This is a genomic window from Edaphobacter modestus, from assembly GCF_004217555.1.
Classification (GTDB): Bacteria; Acidobacteriota; Terriglobia; order Terriglobales; family Acidobacteriaceae; genus Edaphobacter; species Edaphobacter modestus.
The window spans coordinates 2,232,429-2,259,404 of record NZ_SHKW01000001.1; the positions used below are offsets into that span (position 1 = coordinate 2,232,429).

Genomic DNA, 26,976 nt, shown 5'->3' on the forward strand with positions numbered 1-26,976 from the left:
CCCTGAAATACAGGGAAAAAGTCTCCATGAGACCGGCCGGCTCATCGGTCCGGGCAGACAGCCTCATAAGCAATCAGGGCGAACCACGGAAGCTGGTTCGCCCTGATTGGCGTAGGTCTGACTGTTAAGCGTTATCGTCTTCTTCGCGGGGGGGCGGGTGCTTTGTTAAGCCCTGGCGAGGTGACAAAGCCATCCGTCAGCGTTTTAAGGAAAGCGACGACGTCATCTTCCTCATCGCTGGATAAACCCAGATTGCCCAACTGGGTCGTATTTAGCGTGGCCGGGTACTCAGGCTCTGGCCAGCAAGTTACCTTTTCACCCTTTGAACCCTGCTCGCAACGCGGCAGTACCTGTGAGGTGTTATAGAAGTGAACGACTTCTTTCAGGCTCTTTAGATACCCGTTGTGCATATACTCCTTGACGAAGTCAGGCCGCGGTCTCTTGTCTACGTTGCGCACGGTGGCGGTTTGAAACGTACCGTTGAACAGTGGCGCGAGCTGTTTCCACTGCAGCGGATTCGGATTGAGCGTACTGCTGCTGAGCATGGCCCCTACTCCCAAATCGAGGAAGGCCAAGCCCAAGGGATTCGCCGTATATCCATACTGGTCGGGCTTGTCCTCGCAGTAGTACGGCAGAGCTAGATTCTTGGGGAGACCAATATTGTTTGCCGTGAAATCGGTGAAGAGCGGTGCCACATCGGCCGCCGCCAGGTTGATTGGTGAGTCTGCCGCAGTGCCGCTCAGATGGCATTGATTGCAACCCGCTTTGCCGTTGAACAAGTTGTAGCCGTTCCGTTCTTTGGCAGATAAATCTGCATTGCCGGCGAGATAGGCGTCGAACTTCGAGGCGAAAGGACTGACATCGGCTGAAGCTTCATACGATGCCATTGCCATCGTCATGTGGTCATACGTGGAGTTTGATGTTCCACGATCGACAGCGCTGAGATGTACCGGGAGTGGATCGTTCGCAGGAGGTGGACCTGGCGTGGCGCATATCGTGGCGACATTGCCAGGCCATTGAATCGCGAACGATTGAGCGCCCCAGATCTGCATGATCAGCGAAGCATATGGGCGTTGTGACGCCTTCCAAACCACGCATGCCGTGTCGATATTACCCATCTCCACGGGATTCACCGGCGGTCCTTGTGCCTGTTCTGCCGCTGGATTGTCGAGCTTGATTCCAGTGGCGCGCATATCCCAGAAATTGCCGCCATAGAAACTCCCTTGCGTTTCGTTGTAGTGCAGGATTGGGGCGAAGGCGGCGTACGCATAGCTTTGGGGATTTCTTGGACCGAAACGGTAGTTCGGTGCTGGCGGTGTTGCATTGGTAACTGCAATCCCGCCAGCCTGAGCGGAGGTGGTTGCATTGAAGACACTCGAAGAGCCTCTAAATCCTGTGTACGGTACATGGCAGGTCGCGCAGGCGATGTTCCCGAGCGGGGACAGGTTCACGTCGTAAATCTCAACTGCACCGAGCAAGGTGATCTGGTGATACAGGTCCAGCGAAGACGCCTGTGCGACCTGCTGGAGCAAGTTTGATTCCGTGAGGTTGATAAACGCGACCGCCGTCGCGACATCCGGGTCTTCATTGGCTCCGCCAGGGAGCAACGAAGCAACGTTTATATCTTGGCTGCACACGGAGAATGGGAATGGCGGCGGTTTGACCTTTCCGGCTTTTCGCGATTCTGACGCGGTTTCTTGCTCTTGTCCGTACGCGATTTGGTGGGGAAAGGACATGGCAGCCGCGACCGTCGCACACGCCGCAGCTAGTGCTAGTAATCTAGTCTGTTTCATGGGGGAACCCCTATCTATCTCGTTAGGGTTCGGGGAGGACGAATGGCTCGCCCAGGCCAGGCGATCGTGCAACGCTTTCGCGGATCCTTCTGATATTTACCCGAACAGGGGAGGTGATACCACGTAGGGAGCGAATGAGTCATTCAATCGCTGGGAAAGAGTGACCCCTGAAAAATCCGGAAACAATTAGGCCCTATGGATTACCGAAAAATAGTGTGCTTCTGCAAGAAGGAATGTCAAGAGGAGATATCAAACATAGAGGCCGGAAACCCCACGCCGAACGCCTTTGCGACGGTCTGAGCTCATCGCAGCCTACAACTTCGCCAGGCGACTCAAAGACCCTACGCGGCCTCACACCCTACGAAGCCATCTGCAAACTCTGGACCCAAGAGGCAGACAGATTTACACTCGACCCCATCCACCAAATGCCGGGACTAAACACCTAGGTCCTCCAGGAAAAAACCAGCACTTGAGGGCTCCCTCTCCTGACCCAGCAGGACCATTCAAACGCGATCATCGCCTGTCAAGCTCCCTTCTCACCTAAACCACACAAAACAAAAAGAATAGAAATGCCGATTAGTTATCCTTGGTTCGCTAAAATAAACCAGAGAACAAAAAGCCCCGGATATCCGGGGTTTTTTAGTATCAAGTCTTTTCTATTCAATATTTTAGCACTTAAAGTATTTGTTTTCTATATTTTACGCACGAAAATTCCAGTAAGATACACAAATAAAATGGTTTACTAAATTGAGAGGTGGGGTGGGTCAACGCCCTAGAAGACGAACCGCACGCTTGTGGAAAACGCATGGTTATATGTATGAAAGCTGGTCACCGCCGTCTGGAACCCCGCACCGACCGTAACGCCGAGTCGGGTCCCCTCAACCGAACGGATCGGCAGCTTGCCCACGATAATTCCAGGCGACAGGAACGTCTGTGTCTTGCCATCGCGCGTCCCGCCGAAGTAGCTGGTGGTGTTCACCTCCAGCTCCGGAGAGAAATAGCGGCCGACATGATACTGAGCCACCGTGTTCCAGTGAAGCGTCCGTCCGCTCGTCGAGACGTGGGATGTCGGCAGGCCGCCGCCCAGCGAGCTGAAGAGCGCCAGCTTGCCGAAGCCCTTGCCGCCCAGCACGGTCGGCGTCAAAACCGAGCTCGCCGCACCGTTTTTGTAGCTTCCCGTCGGAATGTTCCACGAGAGCGCTCCGCTCAGGATGTAGTTGCCCTGCTTCTCCGTACGGGAGAGGAAGCGATACTTTCCCAGCAGCGTCATATCGCCGAACCCATCCTGCTGGCCATTGCCGTGCACGATGTAGCCGGGAACGAGAATGTCGATCTGGGTATTGGCAAACGGAATCAGGTTGAAGCCCTTGCCGGCCCCGTACAGCGAGTCAGTCTCCCCCGCCGAATTGCGCTGGCGGGTAAAGTCGGACCGAAAGACCTGCGCGAGGATCGGGAAGGGAGAGAACATCGGCACGGCCCACTTCGGTTGATTTGCCTGGGTTTTTGTCGCTCGCGCCTTCCACTTCGAGGCGAAATCGTTGATGAAACCACTCTGTCCCTCGACCACGGAAGATGCAGCCAGCAGGATTAACAGGAATAGAACTCTGCGCAAAACAGCTCCTTCTATCCCGTATCTTGCAAAGACAGTCAACGCCGGAATCGTTGTCTTCCGGCTTATTATCGTTTTATCTTTCGATTTTATCGCACCCGCCAACTCCACGCGGAGGCAGCGAAACAACCAGCTACACTATGTCCATGCTCGATGAAACAACCTTCCGCCGTGAGTGCGACCAGGCCCTCGAATCCCTGAAACAATCTCTCATCCTCGCCGAAGAGCAGAGCGAAGCCGACGAGATTCCCTTCGAAACCGAGGAGAAGAACGGCGTCCTCAACGTCGTCTTCGAGCACGACGGCAGCAAGTTCGTCTTCACCCCCAATACGCCCGTCCGGCAGATCTGGATCTCCGCGCTGACCACCAGTTTCAAGCTCGATTGGTCCGAAGAAGCCCGTGCCTTCACCCTGCATAAAACCGGCGAAGACCTCAAGTCCCTCACCCAGCGACTGCTTCGCGAACAACTCGGAGACACCTCCATTACGCTCCCCTGAACGCGAACTTCCCCAAAAGAGGTATCTCAATAGGCGACTTTGGGGTAGACAAGAGAGCAGGATATGGCACAATCCCTTTATATTGCATCTTGACCACGAAATTTCCGTGACTTCGCCATCCAACGACCCAACCCATGAGGCCGTCCGAACAACGTCTGCCCCCGAACACCCGACACGGCAAACGTTATCCGTCGCCATCATCACGCTGAACGAAGAAGCCAATCTGGCGCGCACCCTGGCAAGCGTGCAGTTCGCCGATGAAGTCATCGTCATCGACTCCGGCTCCACGGATCGAACCCTCGAGATCGCACGTGAGTTCGATGCCAAGGTTTACTTCGAACAGTGGAAAGGCTTCGCCAGCCAGAAAAATTCGGCTATCGAGAAGTGCACCGGAACCTGGATTTTGTCGCTCGACGCCGACGAAGAGCTGACGCTCGAGCTACAGCAGGAGATTCGCGTTCTGCTGCGAACCAAGCCTCCGGCCGATGCGTACATGATCCGCCGGCGCAACCTGTTCCTCAACTCCTGGATGCGGCACGGCGGCTACTATCCCGATCCCAAGCTCCGTCTCTTCCGCCGTTACTCTGCCAACTTTGCACCGCCGGCTCGGTTCACCGAGCGCCCCGTGCACGAGACAATCGCCTTCGATGGCGTGCTGGACACGCTGAAACACGATCTCATCCATCACGCCTATCCCACGATCGAAAGCTACATCGAGCACATGGATCGCTACAGCACCCTCGGCGCCCAGATCATCGTAGACAAAGGCAAGACCAGCCGCTCCTGGTCGACCTTCTACTACAACATCTTCATCCTTCCCACCTTCACCTTCCTCTGGAACTTCATCTTCCGCCTTGGTTTTCTCGACGGGCGCGAAGGCTTCCTCCTGCACCTGTATCACTCCACCTACACCAGCTGGAAGTACGCGAAGGCGTGGCAGACAACGCGCCATCGCTAACGAAAGCCGTGCTACAAAAGACGCATGCACCTGCGTCCGGTTCTTTGTCTCTTTCTTACAATTCCCTTGGTCGCCCAAACGTCGAACCAGGCCATCAGTAAAGGTGCCAACCTCATAAAAACCGGTGATCTCAAGGGAGACATTTATTTTCTCGCCTCGGACGATCTCGCAGGTCGAAACGCAGGCAGTCTTGAAGATCACATCGCTACCGACTTCATCGCCTCCGAGTTTCTCCGTCTCGGCCTCAAACCGATGGGAGATAACGGATCTTTCTTCCAGGGCATGGACATCCTCTCCGGAAGACTTGACCCTCAGCACACGACCCTGAGCACCACCATCAACGGCCAGGAGCATCGCTACACTCTCAACCACGACTTCCAGTTCGCCCGCCAGAGCCTTCGCTCCTCATCTGCCTGCGGCAAGGTCGTCTTTGCCGGCTACGGAATCAGCGCACCCGAGTTCGACTATGACGATCTTGCCGGAGTTGACCTGAAAGGCAAGATCGCTCTCGTCTTCACCCGCGAGCCACAGGCAAATGATGCCAGTTCAAAGTTCATGGGCACCTGGGATAGCTACCATGCTTTCAACTGGCACAAGATCGAGGAGCTGCGAAAGCGTGGTGCTGCCGCTGTTCTCATCGTTCAGGACCGCGTTCCACGCGACGTGAAACCGATCCCTCCAACCTCACCGCGCCCGACCGGAGAGCCATCCTACGCTCTGGATGGGGAGATGTGGGATCTTCCGGTGTTCCTTGTAAAACGCGATGTGGCCGATCAGCTGCTTGGGCCCAGTGGAAAGACCTCAGATGTCCTGCAGACTGCGATTGATAGCTCCGCACATCCAAACTCCTTCGATCTCCCCCAGAGTTCTGCCTGTCTCGCCAAGGCCTATACCGGCGTGGCGACACTTAAAGGACGCAATGTCGTAGCGCTGCTCGAAGGCTCCGATCCAAAACTTAAGGCCCAGACGGTGATCCTGACCGCACACCACGACCATATGGGTACGTCCAATGGACACATTTATTATGGTGCCGACGACAATGCGTCCGGTGTGGCAGGGCTTCTGGCCGTGGCAAGAGCAATGACGCAAGGCAATGCTCACCCGAAACGCAGCGTCCTGTTTCTCGCCTATGACGGCGAAGAGCGCATCTTCCTCGGATCGTACTTCTACGTCACTCATCCCGCCATTCCGCTCAACCAGACCGTCGCCACGCTGAACCTGGACATGATCGGGCGCAACGAAGACGATGCCAACTGGCCTACTCCTGCGGATCGCAACGTAAACATGGTGAACGTACTCGGTACGCGTTACAACCCCGCGCTGCGCCAGATTATCGACCGCCAGAACCACCAGGAGGGTCTGAAACTCGATTACAAGATGGACGTTGTCGATCCGGATTCCCTATGGTCCCGCAGCGATCACTTCTGGTTTGCGACTCGGCATATCCCTCAAGTCGAATTTCAGACGGGCCTGCACCCTGACTACCACACCCAGAACGATACCTGGGACCGGATCAACTACCCCAAGCTGACGAAGATCGTTCGTCTCGTATACCTTTCGGTCTCCGAGCTTGCCAACTCCGACAAGACGATTTCTTTCCTTGCCGCGGGCCAGCAGGCTCCGGCAGCGACTCCAGAGGCAAAGCAGGCTAAACGGAAATGAAATTCACCGGGCTGACTGCCGGAACGTATACTCACCTCGCATGACGAAGCCGCCCATCCGTGTCCTTGTCGCCAAACCCGGTCTCGACGGTCACGACCGCGGGGCCAAAGTAATTGCACGCGCACTGCGCGACGCAGGCATGGAAGTCATTTATACGGGACTGCGGCAGACACCGGAGAAGATCGTGTCCGCCGCTATCCAGGAGGATGTCGACTGTATCGGCCTGTCCATTCTCTCCGGAGCGCATAACGCTATCGTTCCGCGCATCGCGGAGCTGCTCCGCGCCCAGCATGCGGAGGATATCCTTCTCGTGCTTGGAGGGACCATTCCTGAGGAAGACTTTCCTTGTCTGAAACAAAGCGGCGTCGCGGCCATCTTTGGCCCCGGCACGCCGCTTGAAACAACTATCCAATTCATCCGCGACAACGTGAAGCCACGCGGCCTACTTACCAGCTGATCGTTTCGCCCAAGTGGACGAATCCACCATTTGGCCCGTCGGCTCCGATCGTCGCCAGTGCGACCTCGGTCTTGGCTCCGTCGACGAGTTCCATCGGTGCGGCATCCGTACCCATGTCGGTCTTTACCCATCCAGGATGCGCCGAGTTCACTTTGATCTTCGTTCCCTTCAATGCATGGGCCAAGTGAATCGTGAATGCGTTTAGAGCGACCTTTGAAGCGTTATACGCGAACACCTTAGCCTCGTAGATCGGCGAGCCTTCGGTGGCATGCAGCGACAAGGAACCGAGAATGCTCGACACATTCACGATGCGTCCGGCGTCGCTCTTCTCCAGCAGAGGAATGAATGCCTTGGTCACCGTGACGACTGCAAAGAAGTTAGTGTCGAATGTCTTACGTAAGGTGTCGTCCGATGTGGTCAAGGTGCTGTTTCCACCAAGCTCTTCGAAGTTGACGCCGGCGTTGTTGACAAGGATATCGAGATGGCCAAAATCTTTCTCGATTTTGTCCACCGCGGCCTTCACGTCAGCGGGATTCACCACGTCGAGCTTTACCGCGCGGGCATCGATGCCCTCTTTCTTCAACTCCGCTGCCGCGGCCTCCCCCTTCGCCAGATCGCGAGCGCCCAGGATCACTGTAATCCCCTGCTGTCCAAGCTGACGCGCTGTCTCGAAACCAATCCCTTTATTCGCGCCGGAGATCAGCGCAACTTTTTTCCCTGTACTCATCGCTCTATCCTCTTTACCGTTGCGAGCTGTGCAGCGGTCTTTATCTGAATTTGCTTGTTAGATGAGAACCGCGGCGAAACGGCTGGCATATTTCTCGGGCAGCGACCGCTTTTTCATCTCCCTGTCAACCACCACATGCACGGTCTCTCCCTCGCACAGCACCACGTCGTCTGAGTTCCTCATCACTTTATAGCCGAACTTGATCACGGCACCGCGAGCCGCGACGAGCCGAGTTTCGATCCTGAGTTCGTCATCGTAGCGCGCCGGAGCCTTGTACCTCGCAGAGACGTCGACAACGGCGATTCCTAGGCCATCCTCGCGCTCCATAGAGCGATAGTCCATGCCCAGGCCACGGATAAAGTCCACGCGCCCGATCTCGAACCAGACCAGATAGTTCGCGTGATACACCACCCCCATCTGGTCGGTCTCCGCATACCGAACCCGCACACGGGATTCGCTCACTACAGGCTTTGTTTCGACTTCGCTCATCACTCCAGTCTATCGAAGGAACCCTACTTGCCCCATACCGGCCTCCGCTTCTCCAAAAACGCCGTAACTCCTTCGTGGAAGTCCCGCATTGCCCGCGCCTCCGCGTTCGCAGTCAGGGCATGCGCAATGGCAGCATCCAGCCACGCCTGATTCTGCATTGCCAGGAGCCGCTTGGTCGCGGCCATGGACTGAGGGCTGTTGGCCTTCAGCCGTTCGGCCAGCGCATTTGCGCGATCGGCGAGCTCCTCGGGATGCACCACCTCGTTGACCAATCCCATCTGCTCAGCCTCCTCCGAAGAGAAGAGCCTGCCGCTCAACAGCAGGTCCCTTGCGCGTTTCTCGCCGATCTGCAGCGTAAGAAAGGCGGAGACCAGCGCGGGGACAAAGCCGATCTTCACCTCGGTAAACCCGAACTTTACGCCCGGAGAGGCGAGCGTGAAGTCGCAGATGGTCGCCAACCCGGTTCCCCCAGCAATGGCCGCCCCCTGTACAACGGCAATGGTTGGCTTGGGCAGCTCATAGAGCGTTCGAAATAATCTCGCCACGCGCTCCGCATCGGCAACGTGATCGGATTGCGACTTATCTGCGATGGCCTGCAGATGAACCAGGTCGAGCCCGGCACAGAAGGCTTCGCCCGCACCCGTCAGCAGGACCACACGGCAGGAATCGGTAGCTGCTTTTTTGATCGCTTCAATCAGTTCATCCTGCATCTCCGGCGTCATTGCATTTCGACGCGCCGGGCGATTCAGCATGATCGTTTTTACGCCGTTGTTTTCCGTTACCAGAATGGTCTTGTAAGTCATTCGTTCCCATCACCCCGTTGCCGCATCGAATCCTACCGCAGTGCAAACGCTATTGCACCTTCGCTCCATACTTGCGCGCGATCTCCGCATTCGCGGACTGAAGACTCTCTAACGGTCCGAGCGGAGGAAGCTCCGCCCCAAGCGCCCGCAACTCTTCCAACACCATCTCCGTAGGAAGGTTGCCCACCAGAACATCCTGCGCAAACGGACAGCCGCCCAGCCCGCCGATCGCAGCATCGAACCGACGACAGCCGGCGTTGTATGCCGCACGCACCAGCTCTCGCGCGCCCTCGTAACGGGCATGCAGATGAACGCCGACCTCGATGCCGTCGTGCACTGCCATCACATCGCCTACGACATCGGCGATCAGCTTCGGCGTCGCAACGCCCACGGTATCGGCCAAGGAGATCTGCGCCACGCCGGAATCGACCAGCAGATCGCAGGCATCCACAACCTCGTCGATCGACCACGCATCGCCGTACGGATTCCCAAACGCCATGGAGATGTAGGCGGCGACGTCGAGGCCAGCCTTGTAGGCCATCTCGCCGACGCGCTCGAGAGCTTCGAGCGACTCTTCTGGGGTCTGGTTCTGGTTGCGCTGAAGGAATCCGGGCGAGATGGAGTAGGGGAAGCCGAGTGTCTGCACGTTTCCACTTTTGATCGCGCGCTCGGCGCCCTTGGCGTTGACGACAATGCCGATAATCTCAACGTCGTCAGGTGGGTCGAGATACTCAAGCACCTTCTCCGAATCAGCCATTTGAGGAACAGCAGCAGCAGAGACAAAGCTGACCGCGTCGATGTGTTTGAAGCCTGCGGCAATCAGCACGCGTAAGTAGTCTGCCTTTACTTCGGCAGGCATATGCACTGGCAGGCCCTGCCATGCATCGCGTGGACATTCGATAATCTTTACTGTTCCGTTCATTTCCACTCTCACGTCTGCAGCACTCCCGGATTGAACTTCGCCACCTCCGGATTTAAAGCACAAACCTCAAGGGCCGTCACCAACACCTCTCGGGTCTTCACTGGATCAAGAATCGCATCCACCCACATTCGCGCTGCTCCATAACGAGGGTCGGCCTGTGAATCATACGTCGCTTTGATCTCATCAAAGATAGCCTTCTTCCCCGCCTCATCCAAAACCTTACCCGAGCGCTCCATCTGCTTTACACGTACTTCGACCAGCGTATTCGCCGCCGAGGCTCCGCTCATCACAGCGTAGCGCGCCGTGGGCCAGGCGAAGATGAATCGCGGATCGTAGGCCTTGCCGCACATCGCGTAGTGTCCTGCGCCGAAGCTGCCGCCGACGATGACCGTGATCTTCGGAACTACAGAAGTTGAAACGGCGGAGACCATCTTCGCGCCTGCGCGAATGATGCCGCTCCACTCCGCGTCCTTGCCCACCATGAAACCGTTGACGTCGTGCAGGAAGAGGAGCGGGATGAGGCTCTGGTTGCAGTCCATGATGAACCGGGCCGCCTTCTGTGCGCTCTCGGTGTAGATCACGCCGCCGAACTCCGTACGCTTCGATCCTGCCTGCGGTCCCATCGCCACCGTCTGCTGCTGGTGCACCTTTTGATTCGCAACAATCCCGACCGCCCGACCGCCAATCCGCGCATATCCACACAGGACAGTGCGACCGAAGTCCGCCTTGTACTCATCGAACTCCGACCGATCGACGAGGCGCGCAATCACCTCGTGCATGTCATAGACGTTCGTCGCGGCCTTCGCCGGGTCAGGGTCTATCAGCCCATACATCTCTTCTGGCGCGTACTTCGGAGCGTCCTTCGCGGCGTCATAGGGCACAGCGCTGAAGGGCGCTCTCGGCCGTTCTCCGATCTTGCCTACCAGCGACCGCAGGCGCGCGATGCACAGGTGATCGTTCGGCTCTTTGAAGTCCACGGTGCCCGAGATCTCCGCGTGCATGGTCGCGCCGCCCAGGTCTTCGGCGCTCGTCTTCTGCCCGATGGCCGCCTGCACCAGCGACGGCCCAGCGAGAAACAGACCTGAGCCCTCGGTCATCAGAACCGTATCGGTCATCACCGGCAGGTACGCTCCGCCAGCCACGCACATCCCCATGATCGCCGTAATCTGCGGAACACCCAGCGCGCTCATGACGGCGTTGTTGCGGAAGACTCGGCCGAAGTCGTCCTGATCGGGGAAGACATCCTCCTGCAACGGCAGGAAGACTCCCGCCGAATCGACGAGATACAGCGTCGGAATACGATTCTCCAACGCAATCGTCTGGGCGCGCAAAACCTTCTTCGCCGTCATCGGAAAGAACGCCCCGGCCTTCACGGTCGCGTCGTTGGCGACGATCATGCAAAGCCTACCGCTCACTCGCCCCAGCCCCGTGACCACACCTGCTCCGGGCGCTCCGCCAAACTCCTCGTACATGCCATGCGCGGCCCAGAGGCCCAGCTCCAGGAGCTCCGTCCCCTCGTCCAGCAGAAGCGCCAGCCGCTCCCGCACGGTCAACCTTCCCTTGGCCCGCTGCGCCTCGGCGGCTTTGGCACCGCCACCCTGGCGAATCTCCACCTCCTGCTCGCGCAGCCCGCCCAGCAATGCCAGCAACGCAGCGCGGTTCGTTATAAACCGCGCCGCCTTCCCATCCAGCTTCGACTCGAGACTGCTCTCCAACTTCGCTTCCTCAGCCATCGCACCTTCCACAAAAGACCTGTCAGCATAGCATCTTAGTCAACATAGTCGCTCGCGGCAGCACACGCATTCGCTCCCGTCGCGTGTACTCTGTCTTTCAAGGAGAAGAATGCGGCGCAAAACACATTCGGCGAACGTGCTTTTTTTAGCAGCGGCAACCCTGCTCGCATCCTGCTCGAAGCCTCCCGCCGCGCCGAAGACCCAGGAAACTCCTGCGCCAGTCTCGATCTCTCCTGCAGCTTCGACGCCTACTTCAGCCTCCGCAGCCATGGACCGGTCCATCGCGGCCAACATCGGCGATCCGGCAAAATTTCGTAAGACGATGACTACGCTCCAGCAGGCCGTCCAGAAGCATGACGCCTTGGCCGTGGCCGCGCTCGTCAGCTACCCCATCTCGATCGATCCCCATACAAAAAAAGCCCTGCGCGTCGATGCACCGCCGGCCTTTATTACCCAATACGACCAGATCATCACTCCACATATCGCCGAGGTCATCAAGAAACAGAAGTACGAAGATCTCTTCGTCAACTACCAGGGAGCCATGTTTGGCACCGGTGAAGTCTGGATCGCAGGCATCTGCAAAGACAAGGCCTGCAAGCAGGTCGACATCAAAGTCAGGACCATCCAGAACACCGCAGGCAAATCGAAATAACCATGCCCTTCACGCTTACTCCCACCGACGCCCTCCTCGTCATCGACGTCCAGAACGATTTCTGCCCCGGCGGTGCGCTCTCCGTCGCTGAGGGCGACAGGGTCGTTCCCGTCATCAACCGACTCGGTCAGCGCTTCGAGCACGTCATTCTCACCCAGGACTGGCACCCGCTCGGACACATCTCCTTTGCCTCCACGCATCCCGGCACACAGGCCTTCACCACCATCGAGGTCGCTTACGGCACTCAAACCCTCTGGCCAGATCACTGCGTACAGGGCACTCCCGGGGCCGACTTCCATCCCGGTCTCGACCTTCCCCATGCCGAGATGATCGTCCGAAAAGGCTTCCGCCGCCAGATCGACAGCTACTCCGCCTTCCTCGAAGACGACCACACGACACCGACCGGCCTTGCTGGCTACCTCCGCGAACGCGGGCTCAAGCGACTGTTTCTTTGTGGCCTGGCCTACGACTTCTGCGTCCGCTACTCCGCCATCGACGGAACCGCTTTAGGGTTTGACTGTCTGGTCATCGAGGATGCTACGCGAGCCGTCGGCTTGCCAAACTCAGTCAACGAAACTAAATCGCACTTTCTCGCGAACAAAATTCTTCATGTGGGATTAGAAGAGATTGCCCAATGATCTCTAAATCTGATTGGCAGCCGAGCATGGCCAGTATCTACTCGGTGAGCTGGATTGATGCTAGCCGTAACGACTTCGGACATTACGAGGTCACTTACTCCTACCACGTAAGCGGTGAGTACTATACGGGGCGGTTTGCTGATTACGCCTCTCAGGAAGAGAGCTACCTGAAGCGAAACGATTCGATTCAGATTCGATACAACCCAGAGAATCCGGCCAGGAGCTTCTATCCTGAGGCTCAACGTCCAATGGTGAGCAAAGTGTCCCTACTAATGGGATGCGGCCTTGGCGCGATAGTGATGCTAATCGTTTATCTCAATGGCGGCTTCAACTAGCTCCATTCAACCCCAACTCCTCCGCCCGCTCCTGCATCGCTCTCAAGCAATTCCCCAGGTGCTCCTCCAGCGGAATCCCCAGCAACTCCGCGCCACCCGTAATATCCTCGCGCTTCACGGCACGCGCAAACGCCTTGTCCTTCATCTTCTTTTTCACACCGGCCACTTCGACATCCAGAATCGACTTCGTCGGCTTCACCAGCGCGCACGCCGTCAGAAACCCCGCCAGTTCGTCGCAAGCGAAGAGCGCCTTCTCCAGATGCGACTCCCGCGGCGTTCCCGAATAATCCGCGTGCGCCAGAATCGCGTTGAGCACCAGCTCCGGCCAGCCCAGCTCGCGCAGATGGGCGACTCCCACAAACGGATGCTCCTCAAGCGACGGATGGCGCTCGTAGTCCATGTCATGCAATAGCCCGGCGCAGGCATACACCTCAACAAACGCATCGGCCTCGGCGCCGCTCAATCCCAGCCTCTCCGCTTCGCGCCTTCCATACGACTCCGTACAAACCGACACCGCCATGCCATGCTTCCGCAGAGACTCGCTCTTCGTCCATTCCTTCAGCAGCTCCGACGCCTCAGCCCTTCCAAACGCCATGTTCCCTCTCTTCCCGCCATCACACTTCCCGGGTCCACCCACAAGTTACTACTTTGGTTCCGTTGCTGGTTTTTTAGGCATTTTACTAAGAATCGGCGGTTTTCCTCTTGACTCCTTAGGAACCCCAGTGTCACTCTAGGCACATCCCATACTCCGTTATCGGACATGGGAAGCGGTCCTTGCTCTGGGTCCGCCCGCGTCAAGACAACTTATGGCAACCATGATGGCACCTGTCGAGCAGCGCGAGGTCCTGCGCTGCGACCATTGCAGCCTGGTACAGTTCCGCACAGTCAGCGCACTGTGCCGCCGCTGCCACAAATCGCTCGAGGTCGAAGAGCCCGAGCCGACACCGGCACCGCTTTCTATCGTTCCCCCAACCACACCATCTTCCGAGGGCCTTCAGGTCGCCACCGCGGTTCGCGATCTTCGTCACGTCCGCAACCTGTCGCAGCGTCAGCTTGCGGCTCGTATGAACGTGCCGCGCACGTACATATCGAAGATCGAGAACGGTAAAGCGATGCCGACCCTCTCCTCGCTCGATCGCCTGGCCAGGGCCCTGCAGGTGGATATCTCCACCCTGCTGCGCGATTCCAACACCCGTCACCGCGACGAGACCGCCGTTCTTATGGCCGATCCCTTCCTGGCGGAGATTGCGGCCTATACCTCGCAGCTTGATGCGCTGCAGCGTTCCATCTTCCTGAATCACGTCCGCGAGTTGGCGGCTGGCCGCCGTCGTTCCGCTTAGCCGATCGCGGAACGCTGGTTGTCCGAAAACCTCACCTCTGTGCCGCGCCTGACCGAAAGCGCGAAAAGGCGCGGCACTCTCCGTTCTCGACCGAACAGCTCCAACCCATTACCACGAAGGGGATTCGTTGCGCAGCCCACTCCGGTGTGCTAGCGTCTTGCTTGGTGAGGTAGTTTTTGCCGTCCAATTTTCCCAGCCGCGTACACGAGCTCTCTGCCGAGGAACAGAGCATCTACCGGCAGCTCGATCCGTCCCGCATCCCTCAACACATTGCCATCATTATGGACGGGAACGGCCGATGGGCCGGCAAACGGGCGCTTAAGCGCTTCCTCGGTCACCAACAGGGGGCCGAAAGCGTCCAGTTCGTCGTCGAGACCGCCTCCCGGATCAATCTTCCCTGGCTTACTCTCTATGCCTTCTCGCTTGAAAACAATCTCCGGCGCCCGAAGTCGGAGGTGAGCTTCCTGATGAAGCTGCTCAAGAATTATCTGATCGGCAACGTCAAGCGAATGAACGACAACAACGTCCGCATGGCATATATCGGCCGCACCTATGACCTCCCGCAGGAGGTCCAGGACACCATGCAGTGGGCCATGGAAGCCACCGCCAAGAATACCGGGACGACGCTCACTCTTGCGCTCAACTACGGAGCGCGATCCGAGATTGTCGACGCCGTCCGCCGTATCCTGACCGATCTTACAACCGAGGCCCATACCCGTGGCTGTTCTGTCGAAGACCTGCTCGGCGCCGGCGCTCTCGACTCGCTCGATGAGTCCACCCTCTCCCGTGCCCTCTACACCGGGCACATGCCCGATCCCGATCTGATCGTGCGAACTTCGGGCGAACAGCGCATCTCGAACTTCCTTCTGTGGCAGATCGCTTACTCGGAGATCTACATCACGGATCGCCTCTGGCCCGACTTCCGCGGCCTCCACCTGCTCGAGGCTATCGCCGACTACCAGCGCCGCGACCGTCGCTTCGGAGGTCTCAATGAAAACTCCGATGAGAAGATCGACACTCTTCAGCCGGTCTCAGAACTCGAAACCGAGATCGCGACCGAACTTGCCCCGCCGCGTGAACTCTCCCGCCGCTAACCAGTTCGGTTTATTCTCAATCAAGACCGCATGAAGCGAATCCTAACTGCAGTTGTCCTCATCCTTGCCGTCTTTGCTCTGCTCTTCTTCGGCCAGCTCTGGATGATTACTCTCGCCGCCGCGCTGGTTGCGGAACTGGCGGCTTACGAATACCTCAAGCTTGCTGCCGTTGGCGCGGAGACTCATGGCGCGCACCTGCGGATTCCGCTGTGGTGGATGGCCCTTGGCACCGCGCTCGCCTTTGTCGTTACCCTGCCCAACTTCCCCGTAGAAGCGCAGCTTCCCGTCCTTAGCGCCCTGACACTGATTCTCTTCGCCTGGAATGGCTTTCGCGCCCCGCTGATCCAGGTCCTGCCGGACACGGCACAGGGACTCTTCGGCCTCCTCTGGATTGCCTACCCTCTCACTCTCATTCCCATGTTGTGGAAACAGGAGGACGGCCCGGCCCTGGTCCTCTTCCTGATGGTCTGCGTCTGGTCGGGCGATATTGCCGCACTCTACATAGGCCGCGCTTTCGGACGCCACAAGCTGGCTCCTCGCATCAGTCCGGGCAAGACGTGGGAAGGCTCCATCGCCTCAATCCTCGGAAGCATGCTCGCCGCCGGCCTCGTCCTTTGGGTCAGCGACACTCTCACCGCCCGCGGCAACATGATTCTGCACATCACCGAGCCGGTCTGGCAGACCCTGGTCCTCGCTGCGATCCTCAACATCGCTGCCCAGCTGGGGGATCTGCTGGAATCCGCCGTAAAGCGCGGGGCGGGCGTCAAGGATTCCGGAACCATGCTTCCCGGTCACGGAGGCATTCTCGACCGCATCGATGCCTTGCTGGTGGCGTCCCCCGTGCTCTGGTTCGCGCTTCTGCTCAAGGACTACTTCGGCTTCGGCAGATTCTGATCCGAAAGGGGAATAATCGGCTCATTTTGAATCTGCCAGTCCAGCCTGGCCCGTTCTAAACCAGGATAGGCCAGACGATATGGAACCTAACTCCTATTTCCTTCGTAACAGCGTTCATGAAGCTATCGGTACCGACGTACTCACCCCTGCAATTTGTCCGTGGGTCGCTTCCGATTTTGATTCTGTTTCCCCTCAGCCAGTCCCGCCTGTTTGCCGCTCAGGATACGTGCAATACAGCACCCCCTGCCTCTACTTATCGCTTTATCGCGGGTGACTTGAAAGACTTGCGGCATCTACAGTTGGCACGAGACTTTAATGCCAAGGGAACGTTGGAAATCAAAATTTGTGCTGGGGAGGTTCGTATCTTTCCCTCTCAGGACCGGCGTATTCACCTGAATGTAGACCTTCAAAAAACTCCTCCATCCGACATAACTGCTTTCGTCAGGAAGATCGAGTCCAACGACAATTAAAACAGTTCTTTCGCTCGTCTATCCCAGGGATTTACATCCTTCCATCACATTGCGCGTTCCACCGATCGAACGATCGCAAAGCGTCATCACGCTTGGTGCAGGAGACCTAAGCGTCCGAGGCGATGCAATCCTGGGAGATCGCGAAATTAATGTGGGAGTTGGAAAGGTAACGATCTACCTACGAGGAACCGAGGAATACTCCGAGTTACAGGCAAATGTAGGCATGGGCAGCTTTCATGACCGAAGGCCGGGGGGAACATCTGCGCATCTCGGCACGAAGCAGGTCTTTCGCGGCAAGGGAACCGGACAGATAGCCGCCAACGTGGGTGTTGGATCCATCGAGCTGCGTCCCGAAGAATAGCTTGTGGCCCCGTGAAACTTGGCTCTGCATTTGACATCCCCGAACGTCTACTCCGCTCACAACGTCCGATCTGCGAAAATGGTCCTTGTGAAAAAACTCGCCATCCTCGGCTCGACCGGCTCCATCGGTACATCGACTCTCTCCATCTGCGAATCCTTTCCTGACCGTTACCAGCCGGTTGCGCTTGCGGCTGGAAAAAATCTTGATGTGGCGTATGAGCAATGCGTACGCTGGCGTCCCCGCACCATCTCCGTCGCGACCGAAGAGCTCGGCGCGCAGCTTCAATCACGGCTCGGTGCAGACGGCATCACCGAAGTTGAGGTCGTCTACGGCACGGCCGGCACCATACGGGTAGCCACGCTGCCTGAGGTCGATTTCGTAGTTTCGGCGATTGTGGGTGTAGCTGGGCTCGACGCCACCTACGCCGCGGTGAAAGCCGGCAAGACCATCGGTCTGGCGAACAAGGAGTGCCTGGTCGCAGCTGGCGAGCTCATCATGGCTGCTGCCAAAGAGCATAATGTTGCTCTGCTGCCTATCGACTCAGAGCACAACGCCGTGCACCAGTGCATGCGGGGCGGAACCGCCCGCGAAGTCCGGCAGATCTGGCTCACCGCCTCGGGAGGGCCCTTCCGCTCCACCCCGCTCTCGGCTTTCGAACAAATCACCCCGGCGCAAGCGCTCAAGCACCCTACCTGGGTCATGGGCCAACGCATCACGATCGATTCGGCGACGATGATGAACAAGGGCTTCGAGGTCATCGAAGCCTGCCGGATTTTCTCGCTCCCGCCGGCGCAGGTTCGTGTCACCATACATCCGCAGTCCACGGTCCATTCGATGGTCGAATTCATCGACGGCAGCATCCTCGCCCAGATCTCGGTCACCGATATGCGTCTGCCGATCCTCTATGCACTGGCGTACCCCGAGCGCGTCGATGCTTCACCTGCAGCCGGGCTCCATTTTGACCTTAGCTCCCTGAGCCAATTGGACTTCGCACCGCCAGACCTCGAGCGCTTCCCTTGCCTTCGGCTTGCATATGAAGCCGCCCAAACCGGGGGGGAGGCCTGTATCGCCCTCAATGCCGCCGACGAGATCGCCGTGGCGGCTTTCCTGGAAGGCCAGATCCCATTTCTGGGCATCCCGCGTACAATAGAACAGGTGTTGCAGCAAACCTCAGGCCGTCAACCTTCGTCTATTCAAGACGTACTCGAAGCCGATCTTACGGCTCGAGCGCGAGCCCGTGATGTAATCGCTCACCAGTTTTCAGGCGTTCTCCGATAAGCCGTATCGAGTCTCCCGAGCGAGGTCCTACTCTCCCATGTCTACAATTCTCCAACTAGCCGTCGTGCTCGGCATCATGGTTCTCGTGCACGAGTTCGGGCACTTTGCGGTCGCGAAGCTCTGCGGCATCCGAGTCGAGACGTTCTCGATCGGCTTCGGTAAACGCCTCTTCGGCTTCCGCAGAGGCGACACGGATTACCGTCTTTCGTTGCTCCCCCTTGGCGGTTACGTCAAGATGTCGGGCGATAACCCCGGCGAAGCTCCTACGGATCCCGGCGATTTCAATGCCCATCCCCGCTGGCAGCGCATCCTCGTCGCCCTTGCAGGACCATTCGCCAACTTCATCCTCGCCCTTGGCCTGATGACCGGCGTCTCGATGCTGCATAACGAGGTGCAGGAGTTCATCTCCGGACCGGCCCTCACGGACTATATCCCTGTCAACACGCCGACCTCCCGCACCGGAATTCGCTCCGGTGACCTCATCGTTCATTACGACAACGTTGAGAACCCCACCTGGGAGCAGGTCACCATTCGTTCGCTGCTCAACCTCAACCAGAACATCGCCTTCTCCTACCTTCACGATGGCCAGAGGGTGGATACGAAGCTGCAGGTCGAAGCCAAAGGCGGCCCGGACAACTTCTCGCTGGACCGGCTGGGCCTCATCCCCAAGATGCAGAAGGTCCCGGTTCAGGTGGATTCGCTTGAACCGAACATGCCGGCAGCGCGCGCCGGCCTCAAGCCCGGTGACCAGATTGCGTCCATCGATGGCCTTCAGCTTCACTCCGTCCCGGCGCTGCTGGCTTATCTACAGGATCAGGCTGGCAAACCCGCCTCACTGACCGTTGTACGTGGCGGCCAGAGTGTTCCGGTTCAGATCACGCCACAGCTTGCTGAGGTCGGCGATGGAACCAAGGACTATCGCCTGGGATTCCGCCCCGTGCAGCCCCCAGTCAAGATCGAGCGGCTGCCCTTCGGCAAGGCGGTTGTCGCCTCGTGGGATTACAACAAGAAAGGCTCCATGCTGATCGTCGAGGTCCTCAAGCGGATGTTTACCCGCCAGGTCTCCGTACGCTCGCTGTCCGGCCCCATCGGTATCGGCCAGCAGATTCATCAGGCTGCGGCGATGCCCGGATGGATGCCTATCGTTGGCTTGATGGCATACATTTCGCTCAACCTGGGGATCTTCAACCTGCTGCCCATTCCGATTCTCGATGGAGGCATGATTCTATTCCTGCTGGTTGAATCCATCATGCGTCGTGATCTCAATCAGCAGCTGAAGGAACGGGTCTACCAGGTTGCTTTCGTCTGCATCCTGGTCTTCGCGGCCATGGTTATCTTCAATGACATCAGCAAGCTGGACCTGTTCTCCAAGGTCAAGCCCTAGTCGAATCGAATCCCAATGGCTAAAGGCGGTCGCAGTTGAACCCTCTCGATTTCGCTCCGACCGCCTTTAGCTTTTCTGCTCCCTAGTCGTCGTCACCGCCGCTCACACGGCCCCGGCTGCGGGGTTGTCCTGCCGGCCTCTGATCCAGCTCTGACCGGCCCCACCTGGTCTTGCCCATGGTCACGGCAGCGATAATGATGAGAAGAAGTACGACGACACCACCCCAAAGGACAGGATTCATCGCAACACCTCCACGTGGTCTGCGGCCACTCCGCCCTGCTTCAGTTGTTTAGACGTCAGCGACGGTATCTCTGGCCCGGAGCTCGGCGACAATCTCTGCCGCCGCCTTTCGTGCGTCGTCCTCCCGATCTGGAGGGAAGCTGATCGCACCAACCCTGGCATGGCCGCCTCCACCATATCGTTCACAGATCGCTGCCAGATTCGCCAGATTCTCTGCCGGCAGCTGCGTCCACGGATTGGTACCGACGGCTACCTTGGTCCGGAAGCTCGACTTGCTAAGGCCAATATTGTACGTCGCTTCAGGGAAAAGATAGTAAGGAATGAACTTGTTGTAGCCTTCCGTCGGATGATCGGTGATGTCAAACGTAATCACACCGTGTTCCATTGAGGCGCGCTCGCCGATCAGCTTCAGCGCCGCGTGGTGCCGCTCCATCAGCGGATCCAGCAGCTCCTGGACGAACGGCTGATCCAAAACCTCCTGCAGCGGCATCTCGGTCAGCAGCGGGATCAGCTTCTTTACCAGCGAATCGTCCTGCGTGCTCTCGATCACCATTGTCAGCTTCATTGCCGGAGCCGCCATATTCACCGCAGCCGTTGCACTCTCATATTTCGCACCGTCGACGATATCGGCCCAAAAGATCAGCTCCGCCAGTGGCTCGACGTTGAAGCCGAACTTCGTCGCTCCCACCTGCGCAATCAGGCTGGTGCACGAAACGTAGTCAGGGTCGTAAAACTTTCGCATCGTCTGCGAGCCATCCGCCTGCCCCCGCTCAAAGTCGGCCTGGTCCTCAGGCGTGAGAAACGCACTCAGGTGATGATCGAACCACCACGTCACCTTCTTCGAAGGCGAATACTTGAAGTCGACGATCGCATTGTCGCCATCGATAAACTCGGCGTCATCAAACAATGCGCCCGCCCGATGCACCAGCCCGTGATAGGAAAACTCAGAGCCCGTCTTTACGCACTCCCTATAAAACCGGGTAAATACCGACGCGGAGCACGCCCCATCGAAGCACTTGTCGTGATAGAAAATCTTGCAATCCAAAACTGAGACCTCACCGCCGAACGCTTCTATGTCTCGCGCCCGAAGTCTTTAGAATAGCCGGACCTTCCAGGACGGCCAAGCTCTGAACGATTGACGCGGCAACTCGTATATTCTCTCTGAGACGCAGCCCGATCCCTTTCGCGAGACCCCCCTTGTCCGAATTCACCCCCGAAGCCGCAAGTATCCCTCCCCCCTTCGAGCCCCACCGCATCTTCTTTGGACCTCATGGCCTTCGTGCAGGATGGAGTCTGCTGATCGCTCTGGTCCTCTTTTTTGCATTTCTCTTCGCGGGCAACTCCCTTCTGCACGCTACCCACCTGGTTCCTCCTCCCATCCTCGACCACACCCCAGGTCCCCTGTCCATATTTCTCCGTGAAGTTACCGCCTTCCTTGCCATTGCGCTCGCCACCTGGATCATGTCGAAGATCGAGCGGCGCCCAATCTCCGTCTACGGTCTGGGAGGCAATCGAAAGGTCTCGTATTTTCTGATCGGGACGGCTCTTGGCCTGATCGCAATCTCGGGGCTCGTCCTCATCCTGTTCCAGACGGGCCTGCTCGTTATCGATCGCCGTCTGCTCTTCGGCTCTGAGATCCCCCGGTACCTTCTGTTGTGGATCCCCGGCTTTCTCGTCATCGGTCTCTTCGAGGAGTATCTGTTCCGAGGCTACCTTCAATACACACTCGCTCGCGGGCTCTCCGGGCTGGCGCGTTATCTCCCGCGTCCCGCCAACCCGCAGGCAGTCGGCTTTTGGATCGCCGCTTTTCTGGTCTCCTTCGGTTTCGGCGCAATCCACGGCTCCAACCCTGGCGAAAGTCCCGCCGGTCTTATCTGCGCGGGTATCGCTTCCCTCGTCTTCTGTTTCAGTCTGTGGCGTACCGGCTCGCTCTGGTGGGCTGTGGGTCTGCACGCGGGATGGGACTATGGACAATCCGTGATCTTCGGCGTCGCGGACAGCGGAGCTCTCTTCTCCCACCGCCTCCTCCAGACCCATCCAGTGGGGTCGCCTCTGCTGAGTGGAGGCGCCACCGGCCCCGAAGGAAGTATCTACTGTCTTATTCCCATGATTCTTCTGGCGGTGGCGATTCACTATACGCAGCCGGGGACCGGCGCGGAGAACTATGCGGCCAGGATGCCGGCTCCGGCATCGTCGTCCGAAGCTACGAGCTAAGCAGGTATCTGCTCTCTTCTAGATCCAGTTCGCGCTCCACCTTGCGCATCACGTTGTCACTGATCAGACCCTCGTCGCGCAGCTGGATCAACGTCCTGCGCTCCGCCTGGATCGCTCCACGTGCCGCCTGCATCAGCTCGAGGTACACCTCGTTTTTCGTCGCCGAGTGTTCTCCTTCAATATCTTCGGCAACATTGGCCATTCGATGTTCGTAACGATCGATCAGATCATCATAGGCATGGATGAAGGCTTCGCTCTTGCCCCGTCTGCCCTCTTCCAGAAAGGAGAGAGCCTGCTGGAGTGCCAGACGTCGCGCGTATCGTTCCTCCGGTGCGAAGTCATCTCCTCCCGCCAGTCCAAGGGCTCGGATGACCGAAGGAAGCGTGAGCCCTTGCGGCACAAGAGTAACCAGGATGACCGTGAAGGTCAGAAATACAATCAGGTTTCGGGCGGCAAATGGAGCTCCATTTACGACTTCAGGGATCGAAACCGCGGCTGCCAGCGCAATCACCCCGCGCATCCCCGTCCAACCGATCACGAAGGTCTCCCGCGCACTGATCTGTTCCTTATGGCCTCTCCATCGTGCGACGAAATTTGCCACCTTGACTGCGGGAATCACCCACACCATGCGGAGAGCGAGGAGCATCAGGCTGAAGATGACCCCGTAGAACACCAGCGTAGCCACACCGTATTCCCCATGGATTCCAGTCAGTACATACGGTATCTGCAGACCGATGAGCAGGAAGACGATGCCGTTGAACATGAACGTAATCGATTCCCACCCGCTCCAGATCTGAATTCGTACCGAAGGAGAGAAGATCTTCGCACTTTGCCTGCTTAGAAAAAGACCGGAGGCCACAACGGCCAGAACGCCCGAGGCCTTCGCCTCCTCCCCGGCCAGATATGCCGCGTAGGGGATGATAAGGCTGATCACCAGCTCAACCGGTCCATTGTCGATGTAGCGTTCGAAGATCGTGACAATGACTCCGATCAGCAGTCCAATCCCTACTCCGCCTACGATGAGATAAATCAGGCGCGCCAGACCGGCTTCAAGAGTGGGAAGGTCTCCCCGCGCCAGAAGTCCCAGACCAATCTCGAGCGCGAGCAGACCGGTCGCATCGTTCAGCAGGCTTTCGCCCTCCAGGATATCCACGATCTGCCGCGGCAAGCCGAGCGACTTCGCCACCGAAGCCGCCGCGATAGCATCCGTCGTGGACAGCACCGCGCCCAGAAGAAAACCGGACTTCCAGTCCAGCGCTGTAATAAAGCGGTCGGAAAACTCGGCTACCCCCCATACGGTAAAGCCGACCAGTCCCACTGCCAGCAATCCGATAATGACCAGGTTCCGTCGAAAGTCTCTCCACGAAACCGCCCAGGCGGCCGCATAAAGCAGCGGGGGCAGAAAAATGACAAACACAAGATTTGGGTTCAGCGGAATTCTGGGCATATGCGGCACAAAGCTCAGCACCAGGCCGGCCAGCACCAGCACGATAGGGTAGGGCACCTTCAACCGGTGCGCCATCACCGCAAAGGCTGCCACCATCACGAGCAGCAGCAGCACCACTCGCTCAATCGCATGGAGACTGGCAGCGGACTCCAAAATCAACCCCCTTTTCTCGCGTTGTTTTATACCGTCCCAGTAAAACAAAATTCTGCGCACCGTGTCGCCCATCAACGGACGGTGAATCCATCAGCCCTTCCGACTTTGCCGGCCGGAGCATTTAGACTGGCAGAACGAGATGAGTCTTCCGCAATCCAACGATGAGCGAACCTTTCTTCCCCGAAGACGTGATGCGGACGTTTCCCCGCGGCAGGGGCGTGTATCCAGATTTCTCACCATCGGGATCTCGGTCCTGCTTATCGTTGCTCTCACGGCCTTCTTCGCCGCGCGCAGCTACGTTCATCATCTGCTGATAGCTTCGCTCCCACAGACAGACGGATCGCTGGCTGTTTCCGGTCTGGCCGCGCCCGTCGCCGTCCAGCGCGACGCCCATGGCGTCCCTCACATCCGCGCCGCTTCTCTCGATGATCTCGTGTTCGCGCAGGGCTTTGTCACCGCTCAGGACCGCCTCTTCCAAATGGACCTTCTCCGTCGACATGCCGCCGGAGAGCTTGCCCAGATTCTCGGTCCCGCGATGATCGAGCACGACCGCATCCAGCGAACGCTCCAGCTTCGTGCGAGTGCGGACCGGGCCGTCTCTGCCATTCCAAAAGATCAGCTTCACTACCTCGAGGTGTATGCCCGCGGAGTCAACGCGTCCATCGCACTCCAACGCGAGCACCTCCCTCTCGAATTTCGCGCCCTGCGCTATGATCCTGCCCAGTGGACGGCTCGGGACTCTCTCCTGGTCGGTCTTGTCATGTTCCAGGACCTCACCAACAACTTTCCCACCAAGCTCAGCCGCGAGGCGATCTCTGCACGGCTGCCGCCCGAACTGCTCGACGATCTCTACCCGGTCGGCTCCTGGAGGGATCATCCTCCCGAGCAACCCATCGTCGATCTGACAGCGCCTCAGGAACTCCCCAATATTCCCCTTGACGAGTCGCAATCGAGGCTTCGGCGCCCGGAACTTCCTACGGCTTCCCCCGCCGATATCCTCGCACTTGCCCATGCCCTGGGTTCGACGGCATGTGACTCCTGCACCGCCGGCTCCAATAACTGGGCCGTATCCGGCTCCCGAACCGCAACCGGGAAACCTTTCCTCTCCAACGATATGCATCTGAGCCTGAGCGTGCCGAACATCTGGTACCAGACCGATCTCGCCGCTCCCGCGCCCTTCGGCAGCTTTCATGTGGCAGGAGCCTCCCTGCCGGGCATCCCTTTCGTCATCGTGGGCCACAACGACCACATCGCCTGGGGTTTCACCAATCTGGGGGCTGATGTGCAGGACGTTTACATTGAACATCTCCGCGGTTCCGGCCCGTCTGCCGAGTTTCAGTCTGCAGACGGTGCGTGGCATTCCGTCCTCCATCAGACTGAGTTGATTCATGTCCGGGATAAGCCTGACGTCAATCTCGACGTCACCTCAACGATGCACACCGGCGTTCCGACCCCCATCATCTCCCCGCTGCTTTCGACCGAAAAGCGTTCCCTTTCGCTCCGCTGGACCATCTACGACCCATCGACGCTCTCTGCTCCGCTCCTTAGTATCGCCTCTGCAAGTGACTGGCCCAGCTTCCTCACCGCCTTCTCCCAGTTCGGGGGCCCATCCCAGAACGTCGTCTACGCGGACGATCAGGGCCACATTGGCTACCATGCCGTCGGCGCGATTCCCATCCGCGGCAACCCCTTGGCAGCGGCACAGCCCGCACAGCCGGCTTCCGCACCTGCGCCGACCCAGGAAGCATCCTCTGCTCCGCACGGCAGCCCCTTGAGTCCGATCCCGGTTGACGCCGTCACCGGTCATTACGACTGGACAGGTTACATCCCCTTCCTCCAGCTTCCGCAGTCCTTCGATCCTCCCAACGGAATCCTCGCAACTGCGAATTCTCGCGTCACCCCCGACGCCTCTCCCTACACCCTCACCCTCAACTGGGCTGCGCCTTATCGCAACGAGCGCATCTGGAAGGTGCTGCTCAATCGCGATCACCTGACAGCCGCCGATATGCTCACCCTTCAGACCGATGTCTACTCCGACCTCGATCACAATATCGCCCAGCGACTCGCCTACTCCATCGATCACTCTACCGTCACCGACAAGCGCCTGCACCAGGCCGCCGACCTTCTCCGTAACTGGAACGGCCAGGTAGATGCCAACTCGCCCGCGCCTCCCATCGTGAACGCTGCCCGCGAGGCACTATGGCAGCTTCTGCTGGAACCCCATCTCGGCTCAGAGCCACACTCCAACACGCAAGGCCAAACCCTTCCGCTTTGGAAGCTCTACGCCTGGGGCGAAAAGAGCTACGCTGCCGAGCAGATCATCGTGCATTCTCCCGATCGATGGCTCCCACCCGGCTTCACCAACTGGAACGAACTCCTGACAGCCGCCGTCTCCAGGGGTCTCACCGACGCTCATGCCCCCAATGACCTCTCCAAGTGGCAGCACGGCCAAGCTTATCCCATCGACATTGAGCATCCCATCTTCTCCCGCTCCGCCTTCCTCCGTGCCCTCATCCATCTCCCCATCGGGACCGGTGTGAAGCCGCAAAGCGGAGATACCAGTACGGTCAAACAGGTAGGCCGAAGCTTCGGTCCATCCGAACGCTTCACCGCCGATCTCTCCGATCTCGACCGCTCCACATTCAACCTTGTCCTTGGAGAGTCCGGAAATCCTGCGAGTCCATGGTTCATGGATCAATGGCCCGCCTGGTACAACGGCACGACCTTCCCCATGCCCTTCACCACCGCCGCCGTCAATGCCGCAACCCGCCATACCTTGACCCTTGAGCCTCAGTAGCACGGTCCCAGCCTCGAAACGGCAAGCTA

26 protein-coding genes and 1 pseudogene are annotated in these 26,976 nt (G+C 58.4%); 16 read left to right on the plus strand and 11 right to left on the minus strand.

What is annotated here, in order from left to right; translation table 11 throughout:
- Positions 1-131 precede the first annotated feature (131 nt).
- Complete coding sequence (locus BDD14_RS09295; RefSeq protein WP_165420006.1) at positions 132-1,607, minus strand: cytochrome-c peroxidase; 1,476 nt, start codon at positions 1,605-1,607, stop codon at positions 132-134.
- A gap of 481 nt (positions 1,608-2,088) precedes the next feature.
- Here BDD14_RS09295 and BDD14_RS32980 point away from each other — a divergent pair.
- Positions 2,089-2,239 (plus strand): annotated as a pseudogene (locus BDD14_RS32980) (IS481 family transposase); the annotation flags it as partial.
- Between the two features lie 326 nt (positions 2,240-2,565).
- On the opposite strand, the gene BDD14_RS09305 reads toward BDD14_RS32980, so the two are convergent.
- On the minus strand, positions 2,566-3,405 hold the full coding sequence (locus BDD14_RS09305; RefSeq protein WP_130418560.1) for a hypothetical protein: 840 nt from the start codon (positions 3,403-3,405) through the stop codon (positions 2,566-2,568).
- 143 nt (positions 3,406-3,548) lie between these two features.
- On the opposite strand from BDD14_RS09305, the gene cyaY reads away from it, so the two are divergent.
- The 4 genes from cyaY to BDD14_RS09325 all read left to right on the plus strand — a co-directional run bounded on the left by cyaY (position 3,549) and on the right by BDD14_RS09325 (position 6,976).
- Positions 3,549-3,899 (plus strand): iron donor protein CyaY, encoded by a 351-nt coding sequence (gene cyaY, locus BDD14_RS09310; protein WP_130422913.1) that lies wholly within the window; start codon positions 3,549-3,551, stop codon positions 3,897-3,899.
- A gap of 106 nt (positions 3,900-4,005) precedes the next feature.
- Entirely contained in the window at positions 4,006-4,857 is an 852-nt protein-coding gene (locus BDD14_RS09315) for a glycosyltransferase family 2 protein (RefSeq protein ID WP_130418561.1), read from the plus strand.
- Positions 4,858-4,881: 24 nt separating this feature from the next.
- Positions 4,882-6,519: a M28 family peptidase gene (locus BDD14_RS09320; protein ID WP_130418562.1), complete on the plus strand. Its 1,638-nt coding sequence runs from the start codon at positions 4,882-4,884 to the stop codon at positions 6,517-6,519.
- A 40-nt stretch (positions 6,520-6,559) separates the two neighbouring features.
- A complete protein-coding gene (locus BDD14_RS09325) occupies positions 6,560-6,976 on the plus strand; it encodes a cobalamin B12-binding domain-containing protein (protein WP_130418563.1) in 417 nt (138 codons plus the stop codon).
- On the opposite strand, the gene BDD14_RS09330 is transcribed toward BDD14_RS09325, so the two are convergent.
- The 5 genes from BDD14_RS09330 to BDD14_RS09350 are packed head-to-tail and all read right to left on the minus strand — an operon-like array spanning position 6,966 to position 11,650.
- Entirely contained in the window at positions 6,966-7,703 is a 738-nt protein-coding gene (locus tag BDD14_RS09330; RefSeq protein ID WP_130418564.1) for an SDR family oxidoreductase, read from the minus strand. The genes BDD14_RS09325 and BDD14_RS09330 overlap by 11 nt on opposite strands.
- A gap of 57 nt (positions 7,704-7,760) precedes the next feature.
- Positions 7,761-8,192, minus strand: coding sequence for an acyl-CoA thioesterase (locus tag BDD14_RS09335; protein WP_130418565.1), 432 nt, complete (start codon positions 8,190-8,192; stop codon positions 7,761-7,763).
- 23 nt (positions 8,193-8,215) lie between these two features.
- Positions 8,216-8,995 (minus strand): enoyl-CoA hydratase/isomerase family protein, encoded by a 780-nt coding sequence (locus tag BDD14_RS09340; RefSeq protein WP_130418566.1) that lies wholly within the window; start codon positions 8,993-8,995, stop codon positions 8,216-8,218.
- Positions 8,996-9,044: 49 nt separating this feature from the next.
- Positions 9,045-9,917, minus strand: a complete 873-nt coding sequence (locus BDD14_RS09345) for a hydroxymethylglutaryl-CoA lyase (protein ID WP_130418567.1) — start codon at positions 9,915-9,917, stop codon at positions 9,045-9,047.
- Between the two features lie 8 nt (positions 9,918-9,925).
- A complete protein-coding gene (locus BDD14_RS09350; RefSeq protein WP_130418568.1) occupies positions 9,926-11,650 on the minus strand; it encodes an acyl-CoA carboxylase subunit beta in 1,725 nt (574 codons plus the stop codon).
- Between the two features lie 109 nt (positions 11,651-11,759).
- Here BDD14_RS09350 and BDD14_RS09355 point away from each other — a divergent pair, with 109 nt between their 5' ends.
- Genes BDD14_RS09355 through BDD14_RS09365 form a run of 3 tightly spaced genes read left to right on the plus strand, consistent with a single transcriptional unit; the run spans position 11,760 to position 13,275 of the window.
- Positions 11,760-12,302 (plus strand): hypothetical protein, encoded by a 543-nt coding sequence (locus tag BDD14_RS09355; RefSeq protein ID WP_130418569.1) that lies wholly within the window; start codon positions 11,760-11,762, stop codon positions 12,300-12,302.
- 2 nt (positions 12,303-12,304) lie between these two features.
- Positions 12,305-12,940 carry a bifunctional nicotinamidase/pyrazinamidase gene (gene pncA / locus BDD14_RS09360; protein WP_130418570.1) on the plus strand — a complete coding sequence of 212 codons (636 nt, stop codon included), beginning with the start codon at positions 12,305-12,307 and terminating at the stop codon, positions 12,938-12,940.
- Positions 12,937-13,275, plus strand: coding sequence for a DUF3592 domain-containing protein (locus tag BDD14_RS09365; RefSeq protein WP_130418571.1), 339 nt, complete (start codon positions 12,937-12,939; stop codon positions 13,273-13,275). The genes pncA and BDD14_RS09365 overlap by 4 nt, the downstream gene beginning before the upstream one ends.
- Here BDD14_RS09365 and BDD14_RS09370 read toward each other — a convergent pair.
- The gene (locus BDD14_RS09370; protein ID WP_130418572.1) at positions 13,268-13,870 is read right to left on the minus strand and encodes an HD domain-containing protein; all 603 of its coding nucleotides are present in this window, start codon (positions 13,868-13,870) and stop codon (positions 13,268-13,270) included. The two genes, BDD14_RS09365 and BDD14_RS09370, sit on opposite strands and share 8 nt — an antisense overlap.
- A 211-nt stretch (positions 13,871-14,081) precedes the next feature.
- On the opposite strand from BDD14_RS09370, the gene BDD14_RS09375 reads away from it, so the two are divergent.
- The 6 genes from BDD14_RS09375 to rseP all read left to right on the plus strand — a co-directional run bounded on the left by BDD14_RS09375 (position 14,082) and on the right by rseP (position 20,096).
- A complete protein-coding gene (locus BDD14_RS09375) occupies positions 14,082-14,615 on the plus strand; it encodes a helix-turn-helix domain-containing protein (protein ID WP_130418573.1) in 534 nt (177 codons plus the stop codon).
- Between the two features lie 176 nt (positions 14,616-14,791).
- Positions 14,792-15,709, plus strand: a complete 918-nt coding sequence (locus tag BDD14_RS09380) for an isoprenyl transferase (RefSeq protein WP_130418574.1) — start codon at positions 14,792-14,794, stop codon at positions 15,707-15,709.
- A gap of 30 nt (positions 15,710-15,739) precedes the next feature.
- Positions 15,740-16,603: a phosphatidate cytidylyltransferase gene (locus BDD14_RS09385; protein WP_130418575.1), complete on the plus strand. Its 864-nt coding sequence runs from the start codon at positions 15,740-15,742 to the stop codon at positions 16,601-16,603.
- Positions 16,604-17,224: 621 nt separating this feature from the next.
- A complete protein-coding gene (locus BDD14_RS09390; protein WP_130418576.1) occupies positions 17,225-17,434 on the plus strand; it encodes a hypothetical protein in 210 nt (69 codons plus the stop codon).
- An 87-nt stretch (positions 17,435-17,521) separates the two neighbouring features.
- Complete coding sequence (locus tag BDD14_RS09395; protein WP_130418577.1) at positions 17,522-18,712, plus strand: 1-deoxy-D-xylulose-5-phosphate reductoisomerase; 1,191 nt, start codon at positions 17,522-17,524, stop codon at positions 18,710-18,712.
- 37 nt (positions 18,713-18,749) lie between these two features.
- Positions 18,750-20,096: an RIP metalloprotease RseP gene (gene rseP / locus BDD14_RS09400; protein ID WP_130418578.1), complete on the plus strand. Its 1,347-nt coding sequence runs from the start codon at positions 18,750-18,752 to the stop codon at positions 20,094-20,096.
- An 82-nt stretch (positions 20,097-20,178) separates the two neighbouring features.
- On the opposite strand, the gene BDD14_RS31710 is transcribed toward rseP, so the two are convergent.
- Both BDD14_RS31710 and BDD14_RS09405 read right to left on the minus strand, forming a co-directional pair.
- On the minus strand, positions 20,179-20,337 hold the full coding sequence (locus BDD14_RS31710) for a hypothetical protein (RefSeq protein WP_165420007.1): 159 nt from the start codon (positions 20,335-20,337) through the stop codon (positions 20,179-20,181).
- 48 nt (positions 20,338-20,385) lie between these two features.
- On the minus strand, positions 20,386-21,381 hold the full coding sequence (locus BDD14_RS09405) for a DHH family phosphoesterase (protein ID WP_130418579.1): 996 nt from the start codon (positions 21,379-21,381) through the stop codon (positions 20,386-20,388).
- A gap of 152 nt (positions 21,382-21,533) precedes the next feature.
- On the opposite strand from BDD14_RS09405, the gene BDD14_RS09410 reads away from it, so the two are divergent.
- Complete coding sequence (locus BDD14_RS09410; protein WP_130418580.1) at positions 21,534-22,550, plus strand: CPBP family intramembrane glutamic endopeptidase; 1,017 nt, start codon at positions 21,534-21,536, stop codon at positions 22,548-22,550.
- On the opposite strand, the gene BDD14_RS09415 is transcribed toward BDD14_RS09410, so the two are convergent.
- Complete coding sequence (locus BDD14_RS09415; protein ID WP_130418581.1) at positions 22,540-24,150, minus strand: Na+/H+ antiporter; 1,611 nt, start codon at positions 24,148-24,150, stop codon at positions 22,540-22,542. The two genes, BDD14_RS09410 and BDD14_RS09415, sit on opposite strands and share 11 nt — an antisense overlap.
- 139 nt (positions 24,151-24,289) lie before the next feature.
- Between BDD14_RS09415 and BDD14_RS09420 the strand changes: the two genes are divergently transcribed.
- Positions 24,290-26,947, plus strand: a complete 2,658-nt coding sequence (locus tag BDD14_RS09420) for a penicillin acylase family protein (protein WP_130418582.1) — start codon at positions 24,290-24,292, stop codon at positions 26,945-26,947.
- Positions 26,948-26,976 lie beyond the last annotated feature (29 nt).